The sequence below is a fragment of the Sphingomonas sp. Root241 genome (assembly GCF_001428865.1).
Taxonomy (GTDB): domain Bacteria; phylum Pseudomonadota; class Alphaproteobacteria; order Sphingomonadales; family Sphingomonadaceae; genus Sphingomonas.
In genome coordinates, this window is record NZ_LMIV01000001.1 from 1,990,376 (window position 1) to 2,004,852 (window position 14,477).

The window sequence follows — 14,477 nt, forward strand, 5'->3', positions numbered from 1 at the left end:
CCGTTCGCCGCAACTGTCTTGCCCACCGACATTGACGCGCTAGGCTCGCCAAAAACAGGGAGGATGCCGCCATGCCGATCGACCGCCGCACGCTGATCGGAGGCGCCGCTGCGCTCACGCTCGCCCCCGCCGCCGCCCGCGCGCAGAACGCACCGACTCCCTATGTCCTCGGCACCGGCACCGCCGCATGGCCCCCGCGCGAGCATTTCAAGCTGTGGGCCGGCACGCCTCCGGGCGCTCCCAGTCCACTCCCGACCAACGACTTCACCGTCAACGGCAGCTTCAAGGAACTCTGGCTGCGCGGCGTCTCCGAACCGATGGTCGGCGTCTATCGTCCGGCCAGACCGGATGGCCGAGCGGTCCTCTCGATCCCGGGCGGCGGTTACAATTTCGTCTCGGTCGAGAATGAAGGGATCGATGTGGCCAAGGCGCTCACCCCGCACGGCATCACGGTCTTCGTCCTCGCCTATCGCCTCCCCGGCGAAGGCTGGGCCAATCGCCCCGACGTGCCGCTCCAGGACGCCCAGCGCGCGATGCGGCTGATCCGCGCCAATGCCGGCAAATATGGGATCGACGCAGCGAAGCTCGGGTTGGTCGGCTTCTCGGCGGGCGGCCATCTCGGCGGGATGCTCGCCGTCGGTCACGCCGACCCGGTCTACAAGGCCGTAGATGCCGCCGACAGCGGGTCGGCCCGCCCGGCCTATGCCGGTCTCATCTACCCCGCAGTCTCGTTCCATTCGGCTGGTTTCGAGGATCGCAAGAGTAACGGATTATGGGGCGAATCGACCGATGCCGAGACCAAGGCGCGGTACACGCCGCTGACCCGCGTGGGCCCCGGCACTCCGCCGATCTTCCTCGTTCACGCAATCGATGACGGCACGGTTCCCATCCAGCAAAGCCTCGCGATGATCGAGGCCTGCCGCACGCAGAAGGTGCCGGTCGAGGCACATCTCTTCGAAAAGGGCGGCCACGGCTTCGGCGGGCTCCACTTGCCCGCCGACTCGCCAGGCCGGCTGTGGACCGACGTCTTCGCGCGTTGGACCGCCAGGCACTAGGTCCGTTGCATTCCCGAACCGCTTGCGGCAGCCTCGCCGGACAATCGGAGGGGACCGAATGCACAGCCAAATTCTCGCGCCCGTCGTGGCGCTCGTCGCCTGGTCGCTCGTCATGCTCGTCTGGATGATGGCGATCCGCCTTCCCGCACTCAAAAGGGCCGGGATCGACATGTCGAAGGCGCGCGGCGGCCGCCCCGGCATCCTCGACGGCATGGTCGACGAGCGTGTGCAATGGCCCGCGCACAATTACATCCACCTGATGGAACAGCCGACGCTGTTCTATGCGATCTGCCTCGCGCTGGCGCTGCTCGGCAGCGGCGACGGGGTCAACGCGTGGATAGCCTGGGCCTATGTCGGCTTGCGCATCCTGCACAGCCTCGTCCAGGCGACCTTCAACAAGGTGGCCGTGCGCTTCGGCCTGTTCGTGCTGTCGACATTCGCGCTGGTCGCGCTGACGCTCCACGCGGGAATCGCGCTGTTGCACTAGATTCCCGCGCAGGGCGGGTGTCAGGCCACAGCTTTAGCGGCGATCGCGCGTTCGACGGCCTCGCAACCTTCGACGCTCGCGACCGCAAGGTCCAGCGGGCGCCCGCCCAGCATTTCGTCATGGTTGTTCAGGAACGCCATCGCTTCATCGCGCCCGCCCAGCAGGCGCCACGCCAGCGTGGTTACGCGGCCCTGCCGCTCGGCGCTGTCGGCAGGCATGCGCGCGCTGGAAAATTTCTTGCGGAACGGCGTGGTCCTGCGTTCGGCAGTGGCGCCCTCCGGACTGGTAGCTGGCTCGTCACTCATCGGCGATTTCCTCTCGGATTATGAAGCGGCGCGAGGGGCCATTGGCCTGCTTGCCAGCGATCGAACTTATATGGGGAGCGACGGTGGCCGGCGAAACCCCGCCCTCCGCATCCGTGACGATCGAGGCCTCAGCCGAACAGCCGTTCGAGGCTTCGTTCCAGCATCAGCAGCTGCCAAAGCGTCCGCCCATGTTCGGCCCGCCCGGCCTTGTGGTCGGCAGCGAGCTTCTCGATCGCCGCGGGTTCGAACCAGCCGGTCCCGGTCAGCACCCGCGAGTGCGCCAGCGCCGCGGCCTCGTCGGCCAGCGCCTTGCGGAACCATGCGCTGATCGGCGTCACGAACCCCATTTTGGGCCGATAGAGAATATCCTTGGGCAGCCAGGGCTCGAGCGCCTTCTTCATCAGCCACTTGCCCTGCCCCGCCTTGATCCGCAGCGAGGGCGGCAGGGTCGCCGCGAACTCGACGAGCCGATAGTCGAGCAAGGGCTCGCGCGCCTCGAGACTCACCGCCATGCTGGTGCGGTCCACCTTGGTCAGGATATCACCGGGCAGCCAGTGCTGGATGTCGGCATATTGCGCACGGTCGAGCGCGTCGCGGGCCGGCGCCCGCCGCATCGCGTCGACATAACGCTGCTCGGCGGTGTGCCCGGCGAGCGTGTGCTTCGCGGCGCTGGTATAGAGCCGGTCGCGCAGCACCGGGCTCGTGACGCCCACTGCTTTGGAATAAGCGAACTCGCCATTTTCGGCGAGGGCGAGCAGGGTGGTTTTCGCGCGAAACGCCCGCGGCGCCCAGTCGGCCTTGGGATAGAGCCGACCCAAGGTCCCGAAAACGCTCGTTCGAAACTTTTCGGGAAACAGCCCGCGCGCGCGCTCCTCGGCGGCGAAGAACTTGTAGCGGCGGTATCCGGCGAACGCCTCGTCCGCGCCGTCGCCCGACAGCGCCACGGTCACTGTCTCGCGCGCGAGTTCGCACACCCGATAGGTCGGCAGCGCCGATGCGTCGGCGAAGGGCTCGTCAAATGCCGCTACCAGCGTGTCGATGAGCGCAAAGTCATCCGAGCCGACGGTTTTCGAGCGGTGTGCGGTCGCGAAGCGCTCCGAAATGCGTTTCGCATAATCGCTTTCGTCGTGCCCGGCCTCGTCGAACCCGATCGTGCAGGTCTTGACCGCCGCCTTGCTCGCCTCGGCCATCAAGGCGACCACCGCGCTGCTGTCGACGCCGCCCGAGAGGAACGCCCCCAGCGGTACGTCGGCGATCATCCGCGCGCGCACCGCCGCCCGCATCCGATCGATCAGCTCGGCTTCGAGATCGCGGGTCTTGCCCGTCGCGCGGTTGGAGAAATCCAGATCCCACCAGCGTACCGGCTGCGGCATGCGCTTGCCCCGCTGGAGCAGCAGGAAGTGCCCGGCGGGGAGCTTTTTCACGCCGACGAGCAGGGATGCGTCGTCGGGCACATAGCCGAGCCCCAGATAATCCTCGACCGCGCGGAAGTCCGGCCGCCGACGAAACAGCGGATGTGCCAGCAATCCCTTGATTTCGGAGGCGAAAGCCACGCCGCCATCGGCGAGCTTCGTATAGACGAGCGGCTTTACCCCGAACCGGTCGCGCGCGAGGAAAAGGCTTTGCTTCTCCGCATCATACAGCGCGAAGGCGAACATCCCGTTCAGCTTTTCGAGCATCCCCGGCCCCCAGGCCCGCCAGCCATGGAGCAGCACCTCGGTATCGCTCTCGGTCTGGAACCGCGCGCCCTTCGCCTCCAGCTCGGCGCGCACTTCCCGGAAATTGTAGATCTCGCCATTATAGGTGACGACCACGCTCTCGTCCGGCGTCGCCATGGGCTGGACGCCGCCTTCGAGATCGATGATCGACAGCCGCCGGTGCCCGAGCCCCACGCCCGGCGCGGTCCATACGCCCGCCCCGTCGGGCCCGCGATGCGCCAGCGCGTCGCGCATCGCTACGATGCGGGCGGGATCCACGGGTTTCGCTATGGCGGGGTAATAGAGCCCCGCGATGCCGCACATCGTCTAGCGACCGGCCATGCGGTCGGCGAACGCGTCCACGGGGCCGAGCGCGCCGAGAAAGTCCTCGATCGCCGCCTGCGCGCCCTGGTCTGGCCCTTGCTCGGCCGACACCAGAACGGCCACCGCGGCCTGATTGCCCCCCAACAACTTGGTCTTCAACGTCTCGAACTTCACGCGTTTGTCGCTCCCGGTCAGCGTATCGCCGACGCGGTACCAACTAACCGTCGTACGTTCCACCCGCGCCGGCCCCGTCATGCGCAGCGCGTAGCCGCCCGCCAGGTCCGGCAGGTCGGCGATGCGTACCCAGCGATCATTCTCGCGGATCGCGCCGATGCCGAAGCCGACCAGCTCCTTGCCTTCGTGCTGACTGGCATAGACCGCGACGGCAAGATCGATCGTCCTGCCGCGCCCGTCGGCATAATGACCGGTCAGGAAATGATCCGCACCCGGATAATGAGGCGACCAGGGCGCGACCGTGCTCGGTCCAACGCGGTGCCAGCCGGCGACCTGCGGCAGTTCGACGTTCGCCGGCAGCGGCGTTGCGCGCGCGGCGATCAGGCTCGACCAGCCTAGGAACAGGCTCACGACCGTCAGCGCCAGCAATGCCGTCACCGACGCCCCTGCGCGACCGATGACCGGCGCCTGCAGCCGCATTGGATCGAACCACGCCGCATCGGGATCGCGATCGAACCATTTCCAGCCGATCGCCAGCACCGCCGCCATCACCGCCGCGAAGAACACCCAGCCATAGACGATATGATCCATCCCCGTGGCCGCCTCGACCGAAGTCCACCACGCGGCATAGATCGTCCCGAACGCGCGCAGCCCGTTGGCGATCACCGGCACCACCAGCGCCATCGCAAGGAACGCCGCTCGGCGGGTCCACGAGACGTAGCAGACATTGGCGACGAGCACGCCGAACGCGACCATTGCGATCACGAACTTGGCACCCGAACACGCCTCAGCGACTTCGAAATATCCGTTCGAAGTCGTGATCAGCACTCCGTCGACGCTCGCCGGCACTCCGAGCAGATGGAGCAAAGGCATCACTTGTCCGACGGTGATGTCCTGCAGCGGCCCTTCGAGGAAATCGCCGAAGGGGACGAGGAAGGCCATGTACGCCAGCGGAAAGAGCAGCGCGCGGCTCACATTGGGGCCGAGCACGCTCACTGCGGTGCCCTGCAGCATCAGTACCAGCCCGGCATGACGGAACAATGCGACGCCGGCGGCATCGCCGAGCAGCCAGCCGAGCCCGCCCGCGCCGACCAGCGCCAGGCCAGGCCACCAGCCCTGCGGTCGCACCAAAGCAAGCTGGCTCCGCCGCTGCCAGATCAGCCAGGCGATCACGGGGGCAATGAACAGGCAATGCCCGAAGGTGGTATTGGTCCAGTAGATCGTCGCAAGGTCGATCGCATCGCGGCGGAACAGCAGCAAGAGCACCGCCCATGCCGCAGCGAGAATCGCCGCGTGCCGCTTCCAGCGTGCGTCGAAACGCGCTTCAGTCTGCGCGAAATCGCTTCGAGGCACCGCCACGGTCATGCGGCCTCTCCGAGGCGTGCCGGCAGGCGGATGAGATCATCGAGCGGCGCCAGCCGCGCATCCCAGCCATAGCGCGCCATCACCCGCGCGCGCGCATCCATGCCCAGTTCCGCGGCGCATTTCCGGTCGGACAGCAGCAGCGTCACAGCTTCGACCATATCCGCCGCCGTGGCGCCGACCGCGATCGTTCCGCCGTGATCGATCCCTTCCGCCGCCGCCGTCGAGGCGGCAACGGCGCGGCCCATCGCCATTGCCTCGAGCACCTTGTTCTGAATTCCACGCGCCAGCTTGAGCGGTGCCACCACCACGGCCGCGGCCGCGAGCCAGCCGCGGACGTCCTCGACTTCACCGGTCACGATCACGTCGCCGCGCTTCGCCAGTGCCTTCACCGCCTCGGCGGGGTTACGGCCGACGATCGCGAAACGTGCATCGGGACGGGTCACACGCACCCGCGGCAAGATGTCTTCGACGAACCAGGTCACTGCCTCGATATTCGGCCGATAGTCCATCTGGCCGGTGAAGACGATCAACGCCGGCCCCGCATCCACGTGCGCGAAATCCGCGGCCGGATCGAAATGCGCGGTGTCGATGCCGTTCTCGATCGCCTGCACGCGCTCGGCACCCGTGGATTGCCGAAACAGGCTCGCTTCGGCCTCGCTCACGAACAGACTCGCATCGGCGCGTGCCGCGACAATGCCTTCGTGCGCCATCAGCAGCCGCGCCTCGCGCGCCAGCATCCAGCGCATCGGGCCTCTCGCCGCCTCGGCATAGGCAGCGAACTTCGCCGAATCCATGTCGACGAAATCCATGATCACGCGGGCGCAAGGTTCAGCTGGCAGATACTGCGCCATCTGGCTCGAGAAGACGAAGATCGTCTCCACGTCCTCGCGCGCCAGCACGTCCGCCACCGCCCGGCGCATCGCCGCATCGTCGAACGCAGCAAGCGACAAAGGTCGCCCCGACACCAGCGCCTGCACGCCCGCCACGGCCTGCGACTTCCTCCGTCGTACGATCACGCGGCGGGCGGTGAATTCGGCCAGCTCCGGGCGGTTCATATCGCGCGGATCGTCGGCAAAGGCGGCCAGATGCACACTCCGGTGCTTCGCCAAATGCCGGAGCATGTGGAAGCTGCGGATCTTGTCGCCGCGATCAGGCGGATACGGCACGCGGTGCGCGAGGAAGAGCACGTCCCCCATCAGCCGAGCCCCTGCGCGATCCACGGACCGATGCGGTTGGCGGCCCAGAGCGGCAACTGCTTCCACAATTTGACCTGAAGGCTGTACTTGGGATCGAGCGGATTCACTTTCCGGGGCGCCGCACCGTCGGCTGCGCGGGAAAAATAGCTCAGCGGCTCCGGCTCGAAGCCCCAGTTCTTCTTGAACGCCGCGGCGCCCGTACCCGCTTTGGACCGCCCGAAATCGAAGCGCGTGCAGCCGCGCTCGCGGGCATGCCGCATCAGCCCGAAATACATCGCATCGTTGGCGCGCAGCGCCCGTGCCGCATCGCCGCCTCCGCCCCAATAGGGATAGACGACGCCCTTCCAGTAAAGGCTCAGCACGCTCGAAACCGCCACGCCGTGGTGGCGCACCGTCAGCACATCCGCCGCCTCGCCGAATTCGTTCAGCACTTCGGAGAACAGCGTCCGCGGAAACACCGGCGTGCCGAGATTGCGCACCGATTCCGCATAGAGCGCATAGTGCGTCGCCGCGTCGTCCCCCGCGACGATCTCCAGCTCGTTGCCGAACGACCGCCGCACCTCGGCGCGCTGCTTTCGGGGGATCGCGAGCAACTCAGCCTCGTCGTTCCCCGCGAGATCGCGCACGAAGCCGAGATAGGTGGTGTGGTCGACATGCCAGTCCGGCCCGGGCAGCGCCCCGCCGCGCAGTTCGACGCTTGGGCAGCTCAACCGTTCGGCGAGCGCCCAGGCCGTCTCCGCCAGTTCGCGCACTGCTGCCGCATTGTCGGCGAGCACGCCTCCGCCGACTCCAAACCCCGCCGAGACCAATGCCCGCCCGAACAAGGGCGAGTGCATCTCGGTCAGCGGCAGCACTCCAGCGATGTCGCCATTGCCGCGCTCCGCAACGAGATAATGGCTCTTCTGCCGGCATCCGCGCGCCACTGCCACGCTCCATGCGGGCAGATGGAACGGCGTAGCTTCTGGATGGTCGTGCACCCAGGCGCTGAGCCGCGCACGCTCGCCCGTATCGCCCAGATCGGCGACGCGCAGGCCCAGCGGGCGGGTCAGCAGCGGCGCGTTCATTGCAGCCGCTCCGCTTCGCGCGTGGCAATCGCGTCCATTCGCCCCCACGCATGGGTGGCGATCAGACGCTCGAGCTTGCCCGCCATCGCGCCGAGCCGGGCATAATGCCGCAGCCGCGACTTGAGCGGCGCATTGGCGACGCGCGGTTGACCCGGATCGACTTCCCAGGGGTGGAAATAAAAGACTGCGGGCGTGTTTGCCGCGTTGGCGGTGCGCACCGCTCGGTCGGTCACGCCATTGGGCAGCAGCCGGAAGAACCCACCCCCCGCGGTGATCTCGCGTCCCGCAAACCGTGCGATGGTGATCGGCAGTTCGATCAACTCGGCGCCGGCGACCGGCCGGAACGCACTACGCGGCGCTTCGTGCCAGCCATAATGGTCGTGCCGGATCGGCGCGATGCTCGACGAATAACGATAGCCCGCCTCGGCCAGCTCGGCATGCGCCCAGGGCGTCCGGAGGTCGATCGAGAAGCTGGGCGCCCGATAGCCGGTCACCTTGGTGCCGCTTGCGTCCTCCAGCGCCGCCCGGGCATCGGCCAGATCCTTGCGAAACTGCTTCGGCGCCATCGTGAACACGCGCTGATGCGCCCAGCCGTGGCTGGCGACTTCGTGCCCTGCCTCGGCGATGCGGCGGATCAGCGCGGGATAGCGTTTCGCCACCCAGCCGAGCGTGAAGAAGGTGGCGTGCACGCCGGCCGCACCGAACAATGCGAGCACCCGATCGGTGTTCGCCTCGACGCGATGTTCGAGCCCGTCCCAGTCGTCCCGGGCGATCGTCTTTTCGAACGCCCCAACCTGAAACCAGTCCTCGACATCTACCGAGAGGCCGTTGACGACCATGTGGTCAGGCCGCGTGCCCGCGCAGGCTCGACAAGTCCGGACGGCGATCGCTGTCGCCGCTCTCGACCCAGTCGACTAGCAAGGTCAGCACCCGGCGCAGCGCCGCATCCTGCTCCTGGAGCTGCTTCTCGAGCTCGGCGATCCGGCGATCGAGCGGTGCTTCGGCGACGGGCGCGGGCGTCTCGACAACGGTTTCGGCACGCAGCGGCCGCGCCTCGACAGGCTCCGACGGCGTCGGCGTGCCCATCGCCATCGGCGCGATGTCGCGCAGCTCGAGCGGCTCGACCGGCACATGGTTGCGGGCAGGTGCGACGCGTGCCGGGGCATCATTGTCGAGATCGTCGATCACTGCCGCCAGCTCGGCCGCGCCGAACGTATCGAGCTGCTCGATCGCGCCGAACAGCATCACCCGACCGGCGAGCTGGTTCACCCGGCGCGGGATGCCGCCCGACCAGCGGTGGATCGCCATCAGCGCATCGTTGGTGAAGCGTGGCTTGCCCCGCCAGCCGACACACGACAGGCGATGCAGCAGATAGGGCTCGACTTCATCGGCATCCATCGGCGCGAGATGGTGCATCGCGATCACGCGCTGGCGCAATTGCTCGAGCTTGCCGTCGTGCAGCGTCAGCCGGAATTCGGGCTGGCCGAGCAGGAAGATCTGGAGCAGCGCATAGCCGCCGGCCTGGAAATTGGAGAGCATGCGCAGCTCCTCCAGGCTCTCCGCCGGAAGCGCCTGCGCTTCGTCGATGATCAGCAAGGTGCGGCGACCATCACGCGCCACCGCATGCAGGCCATGCTCGATCGCGGCCAGCATCGCCGACTTGCTCGCGCCGTTCGCGTCGATCTCTAGCCCTGCGCAGACGGTCTGGAGCAAATCCTCCGGACGCAGCTGGGTCGAGACGATCTTGATGACGTTGAGCCGCTCTTCGTCAATCTCGCCGAGCAGATGGCCCATCAGCGTGGTCTTGCCCACGCCAGGATCGCCGGTGATCACCACGAAGCCCTCGCCCTGGCTCAGCCCATAGCCGAGATAGGCCATCGCCTTGCGATGCGTCGCGGTGTCGAACCAGAAGCGCGGGTCCGGCGTGAGCTGGAACGGCCTGCCGCTCAGTCCATAATGATCGTCGTACATCTGCGTGCCTCGGTCCTAGAATCCGTAGCGGAGCCCCACCAACGCCTGCGCCTGGGCAGTCGCGTTGGAGTCGCCTTCCCTGTCGAAACCGAACAGCCCGAGCGACGCAGTCGCCCCGAGCGGTCCGAACATGTGCGTGTAAGCGGTGTTCGCGCCGTAGCCCAAAATGCCCTGGGCTCCAGCGAGATCGCTGTTGTAATAGCTGCCGAACACGCTCGTGCTGATCGAGCCGTTGCGGCCGACATCGCCCGAGGCGAAGAGCTGCGCGTAGATGCTCTCGTCCGACGTGCCGTCGATGCTCACGCCGCCCACGCTCTGCGGCGTCAGGAAGGTGCGCCGCGCATAGCCGCCGCCCACGCCGATCCGCGTGCTGCCGCGGTTGAGCACCGCGACGCCGGTCACGCCGCGCGAGCGATATGCCGAAGTGACGGTCGATGCGAACACCTGGTTGAGGCAGCCGCCTGCCGCAGCACCCGTGGTACCGAAGATGCAGCCGCTGAACTGGTTGCCGAACGGATCGGTGGTGTTGACGAAGCTGGTCGGCAGCCGCGTGAGCGAGCCGTTGAGCTGCTGCCCGAAAGTCTCGACGCTGTCGTAGACGCCGATCTGCACGCCGCTGCCCGGACCGATCTGGTAACTGGCCGAGCCGGTATAGCTCATCGAGCCGTAGCGCCGGCCCACACGCGCCTCGAGGAAGGTGCGGCGGCTGGGGCGCCAGATCACGCCTGCATCCCAGAAGGTGCCGTCGAAATTATAGGCGATCCGGCGCGGCGAGGACGGATCGGTGACGAAGCGGCCATTGCCGTCGATCACCGGCAGGCCGCCGCTCAACAGCGCGTCGCGCTGGCTGACTTCGATCTTCTCATAGCCGACGCCGGCCGCGAGCGCGACGCCGCGGCCGACCGGGAGCACCACGTCGCCGCGCGCGAACTTGCCCTCGAAACGCTGGTCGAGCTGTCCGGCATCCTCGCGAGTGAACGAACCGCTCGCGGTGACGCCCACCGGCAGACCGTTGCCCGATTTCACGCCGACGCTGGCGGTCGCGACATGAACCTTGGAATCATTGTAGCGATCGAGCGGCAGTGATCCTGCCGGAACGCCGGTGCCGGCATTGGGCGTCTCGACCTTGGTGTAGCCGAAACGATAGGCGGCATTGGCGAACACCTTGCCGACATGCGTGGCGAGGCTCGGCCCGACATAGGCGGAATAGACCTGACTGCTGTTGCGGACATTACCCTGCGCAGTGCCCAGGGCGTCCCCTCTGATGTCGGAACGGCCGCGCGTCGCGATGGCGCCGCCTTCCATTGTCAGCTCGGGCGTGATCTTCGCACGCGCCTGGACAAGGCCGCTGTGCATCGAATCGTCCGCGAGATCCTTGTCGTACGAGAAGCGGTGTTCGTACTGGTAGCTGACCTGCACTTCGACGCGGCGGGTGGTCACCTGCGCATCGATCCCCGCGCCGACCGTCGAATAGGTCAGCACATCGCCGCCATTGCTCAGATCGGAAACGAGCACCTGGCTCGCCTCGATATAAGGTGAAACCCGCGTGCGCTGGGCAGTGGCCGGCGAGGTCGCGCAGACGAGCGCGACCATGGCGGCGATGATAAGCCGGGTCACTCCCCCGCCTCCCCGTAATAATTGCCGAACCGGCGACCGCCGGGCTGGAACGAAACCGAATTGAGCAGCAGCTGGATATGCTCACAGCCGTCGAGGACGCTGACCGCCTCGCGCAGATCGCTCTCGCTGGTGCGATCGGCGCGGACGACGAGCATCACTTGCCCGGCCTGCGCTGCGAGCACCGCCGCGGGCGACGCCGCGAGCGCGGGCGGCGAATCGAAGATCACGATGCGGCGCGGATTGGCCTTGGCCAGCCCGTCGAGGATCGCGCGGGCACTATCGCTCGCCAGAAGCTCGGTGTCGCCGTTGGTTTTGGTGCCCGCCGGGAGCACCAAGAGTTGCGGCACGTCGGTGTCGACGATGCAGTCCTCGACGTTCGCAGTCCCCGCCAGCGCATCGAGCAGGCCCGGCCCCTCGGGGAGTCCCAGCCGCCCGAGCACATCGGGCTTGGCGAAATCGGCGTCGACCAGCAGGATCTCCATATCCTTCTCGGCCGCCATCGAAAGCGCGAGGTTGATCGCGCAAAAGGTCTTTCCTTCGTCGGGCTGCGCCGAGCAGACGAGGATCATCCGCGCGCGATCGGCCGCACTGGCCCCGTCCTTCGCCGCCACCGCACGCGCGGTGAGCAGCAACTGGCGCTTCACCATGCGGAATTCCTCCGCCATCGCCGTCACGTGACTGCCCGGAACGAGCATCCCGCCCTCACGGAGCGCGACGCGGTCGATCGGCGCGTACCGGCGGCCGGTGCGCGGTGCGGGCCTGGGCTGCGGCTCGGACCGGAAGGCGGGCGCTTCGACTTCGGCAACCGCGGGCTCGAAGCCGTGACGCAGCAGCGGCGCGCGCGAGTCGATCGCCGGCATCTCGGGCTCAGGCGCGCGGACGTTCAGCGTCAGCGGCTCTTCGTCCGGCGTCGAAATCGGCGCGGGCACCACGGCCGGTCGGGAGAAGCCATATTGCTCCGCCGCCCGTTCGAGCAGCGAGCCGCGATAGCGGCGCGGGGTTTCGTCGTTCATCTCAGGCCCCCATGCCGCGCTGGAGGAATTCGACGCCGAGCAGCCCGACGAACGCGACGACCAGCCCCGCGGTGGCGCCAGCGAATATCATCAGCCTCCTGCGACGCATCTCGATCTGCGCTGCGGTGACCACTTCGGCGATCGACCCGATCACCGGCATCCCGCTCGCTTTCTCCAGTCGGGAAGCGGTGGAGAAGGTCGTGGTCAGCTGCGCCAGCCCGAATGCTCCGGCAACGCCTGCGCCAAGGCCGAGGATAAGCACTCCGGTGAGCAACAGCGGACGGTTCGGCGCGGTCGGTGCGCGCGGCAGTGTCGGCGGATCGACGACGTTGAACTTCACTGCGTCGGTCTCGGTCTGCGCCTGGCTGCGGATGCGTACCTGCTCGCGATCCGAGAGCAATTTGTCATACTGGTCCTTGAGGACCTGATATTCGCGGTCGATCTGGCCCTGCTCGGCAGCGAGAGCGGGAGCCCCGGCCATCTTGGCCTCGAACTGGGCGAGATCACCTTCGATCTGGCTCTTGCGCTGGGTGAGCGCGGCGACGGTCGCGGCCTTGTCAGCCTGCATCGATTTGAGGCTCAGATAGAGCGGGTTGTTGGCGCCCGCCGCGCCACCCACGGCCGGTTCGGCGCGCGCCGCCGCCTGCGCCGCGGCAAGCTGGTTGTTGAGCGCGATCATGTCCGGATGGCTGTCGGTCCAGCCGCGGCTGCGGCCTTCGGCGAGTTGGCCCTGGATCGCCTGGAGCCGCGCACGCGCCGGCCCGGTGACCGGGGCGCCCTGGCCCGCGACGTTCATCGGCGTTCCCGCCATCTGGCCGTTAACTGCGCTGAGGCCACTCTGCGCCGCCGCGAGGTCCGACTCGATCTGCGATAGCTGGGTGCGCGCGGCGCCGATGCGATCGTTGAGCGAACCGGTGCCCGGCAGCGAACCGAGATACCGCGCCGCGAAATCGGCCTTCTTGGCCTCGGCCTCCTGCAGCGCCTTCTGGCGCACGTCGAGCTGCTGATCGAGGAAGCGCAGCGATTGCCCGCTGGCGTCGCGACCGTCGGCGAGATTCTCCTCGACGAAGATGTCGATCAGCTTCTGCGTGATCTGCTGTGCCATCTTGCCGCTCGGCGCAGTGACGCTGATCTCGAACAGATTATCCTGCTGCGCAGTGAGCTTGATCGCCTTTTGCAGCCCGGCGATCCGATCGGCGACGTCGCGGTCGGTCGACACCGTTTTTGCGATGTCGGTACCGCGCACGACCTTGTCGAGATTGACCGCCGAGGTCAGCGTCTGCCGGACCCGATCGATGTCGCGCTGCTGCGCGGCAGCCGAAGCGCCGCCGTCGGTCGGCAGGATCTGGCGGAGCTGGACGAATATCCGCGCCCGCGATTCATAGCTGCTCGGCATCTGCGACACGACCAGCCACCCTGCCAGGCACAGCCCCCAGGCGATCGCGAGCGCAAGCCAGCGCCGCATCCATACCGCGTGCAGCGCCGCGCGCAGTTCGTCGAAAAGATTACCCATGTTCCGCGATCCTCAGAACATGCTCTCGGGGATGATCAGCACATCGCCCGGTTCGAGGCGGACGTTCGCCGAGATATCCCCATTCTTGAGCAGATCGCCGAGGCGGATCTTGTACTCGCGCTGCTTCCCGGTCTGCTGGTCGTAGCGGACCAGCCGCGCGCGATTGCCCGAGGCAAATTCGCTCAAGCCCCCGACGGCGATCATCGCGTCGAGCGCGGTCATGTTGGCGCGATACGGGATCGATGCCGGCTTCTCGGTCGCGCCGACGACGCGGACCTGCTGGCTATAGGTGCCCGAGAAATTCTCGACGATCACCGAAACGATCGGGTCCTTGATATATTCGCCCAGCGCATATTTCAGGTCATCGGCGAGCATCGCCGGGGTCTTGCCCACGGCGGGCATGTCGCTGATCAGCGGCGTCGTGATACGGCCATCGGGGCGCACCTGGACCTTCGCCGAAAGCTCGGGATTGCGCCACACGAACACGTTGAGCTGATCCATCGGGCCGATGACATATTCTTCGCTCGGCGCCTCGCGTCCTGCGACGGCACCCGCGGGCGGCAATTCGGGACGGCTGCCCCCGGAACATCCGGACAGCAAAACGGCAGTGACGCCAAGTCCCGCCAAAACCCTGCCAAACGACTTGAAAAACATGCTCGAGCTCCCTCCCCGGCAGGGTCGAACACGGCCAACGTC

General features: G+C 67.2%; 13 protein-coding genes. 2 read left to right on the forward strand and 11 right to left on the reverse strand.

Going from position 1 to position 14,477, the window contains the following annotated elements:
- Nucleotides 1–71: 71 nt before the first annotated feature.
- Nucleotides 72–1,055 carry an alpha/beta hydrolase gene (locus ASE13_RS09260; protein ID WP_056613765.1) on the forward strand — a complete coding sequence of 328 codons (984 nt, stop codon included), beginning with the start codon at nucleotides 72–74 and terminating at the stop codon, nucleotides 1,053–1,055.
- A 58-nt stretch (nucleotides 1,056–1,113) separates the two neighbouring features.
- Nucleotides 1,114–1,542 (forward strand): MAPEG family protein, encoded by a 429-nt coding sequence (locus tag ASE13_RS09265; protein ID WP_056613768.1) that lies wholly within the window; start codon nucleotides 1,114–1,116, stop codon nucleotides 1,540–1,542.
- A gap of 20 nt (nucleotides 1,543–1,562) precedes the next feature.
- Here the strand turns inward: ASE13_RS09265 and ASE13_RS09270 are convergent, their stop codons facing one another.
- The 11 genes from ASE13_RS09270 to ASE13_RS09320 form a co-directional block, all read right to left on the reverse strand.
- Entirely contained in the window at nucleotides 1,563–1,847 is a 285-nt protein-coding gene (locus ASE13_RS09270; RefSeq protein ID WP_156404798.1) for an antitoxin Xre/MbcA/ParS toxin-binding domain-containing protein, read from the reverse strand.
- A gap of 128 nt (nucleotides 1,848–1,975) precedes the next feature.
- On the reverse strand, nucleotides 1,976–3,868 hold the full coding sequence (locus tag ASE13_RS09275; RefSeq protein ID WP_056613774.1) for an XrtA/PEP-CTERM system amidotransferase: 1,893 nt from the start codon (nucleotides 3,866–3,868) through the stop codon (nucleotides 1,976–1,978).
- A gap of 3 nt (nucleotides 3,869–3,871) precedes the next feature.
- A complete protein-coding gene (gene xrtA, locus ASE13_RS09280) occupies nucleotides 3,872–5,407 on the reverse strand; it encodes an exosortase A (RefSeq protein ID WP_056613778.1) in 1,536 nt (511 codons plus the stop codon).
- A complete protein-coding gene (locus tag ASE13_RS09285) occupies nucleotides 5,404–6,603 on the reverse strand; it encodes a TIGR03087 family PEP-CTERM/XrtA system glycosyltransferase (protein ID WP_082596499.1) in 1,200 nt (399 codons plus the stop codon). The genes xrtA and ASE13_RS09285 overlap by 4 nt, the downstream gene beginning before the upstream one ends.
- Nucleotides 6,603–7,667 (reverse strand): FemAB family XrtA/PEP-CTERM system-associated protein, encoded by a 1,065-nt coding sequence (locus ASE13_RS09290; RefSeq protein ID WP_056613781.1) that lies wholly within the window; start codon nucleotides 7,665–7,667, stop codon nucleotides 6,603–6,605. The genes ASE13_RS09285 and ASE13_RS09290 overlap by 1 nt, the downstream gene beginning before the upstream one ends.
- Nucleotides 7,664–8,506, reverse strand: coding sequence for an XrtA system polysaccharide deacetylase (locus tag ASE13_RS09295; protein ID WP_056613783.1), 843 nt, complete (start codon nucleotides 8,504–8,506; stop codon nucleotides 7,664–7,666). Before ASE13_RS09295 ends, ASE13_RS09290 begins: the two co-directional genes overlap by 4 nt.
- A 4-nt stretch (nucleotides 8,507–8,510) precedes the next feature.
- Complete coding sequence (locus tag ASE13_RS09300; protein WP_056613785.1) at nucleotides 8,511–9,638, reverse strand: ExeA family protein; 1,128 nt, start codon at nucleotides 9,636–9,638, stop codon at nucleotides 8,511–8,513.
- A 15-nt stretch (nucleotides 9,639–9,653) separates the two neighbouring features.
- A complete protein-coding gene (locus ASE13_RS09305; RefSeq protein ID WP_235536900.1) occupies nucleotides 9,654–11,255 on the reverse strand; it encodes a hypothetical protein in 1,602 nt (533 codons plus the stop codon).
- Entirely contained in the window at nucleotides 11,252–12,268 is a 1,017-nt protein-coding gene (locus ASE13_RS09310; RefSeq protein WP_056613788.1) for an AAA family ATPase, read from the reverse strand. The genes ASE13_RS09305 and ASE13_RS09310 overlap by 4 nt, the downstream gene beginning before the upstream one ends.
- Before the next feature lies 1 nt (nucleotide 12,269).
- Nucleotides 12,270–13,781: an XrtA system polysaccharide chain length determinant gene (locus ASE13_RS09315; RefSeq protein WP_056613790.1), complete on the reverse strand. Its 1,512-nt coding sequence runs from the start codon at nucleotides 13,779–13,781 to the stop codon at nucleotides 12,270–12,272.
- A 12-nt stretch (nucleotides 13,782–13,793) separates the two neighbouring features.
- A complete protein-coding gene (locus ASE13_RS09320) occupies nucleotides 13,794–14,435 on the reverse strand; it encodes an XrtA/PEP-CTERM system exopolysaccharide export protein (protein ID WP_056613793.1) in 642 nt (213 codons plus the stop codon).
- Nucleotides 14,436–14,477 lie beyond the last annotated feature (42 nt).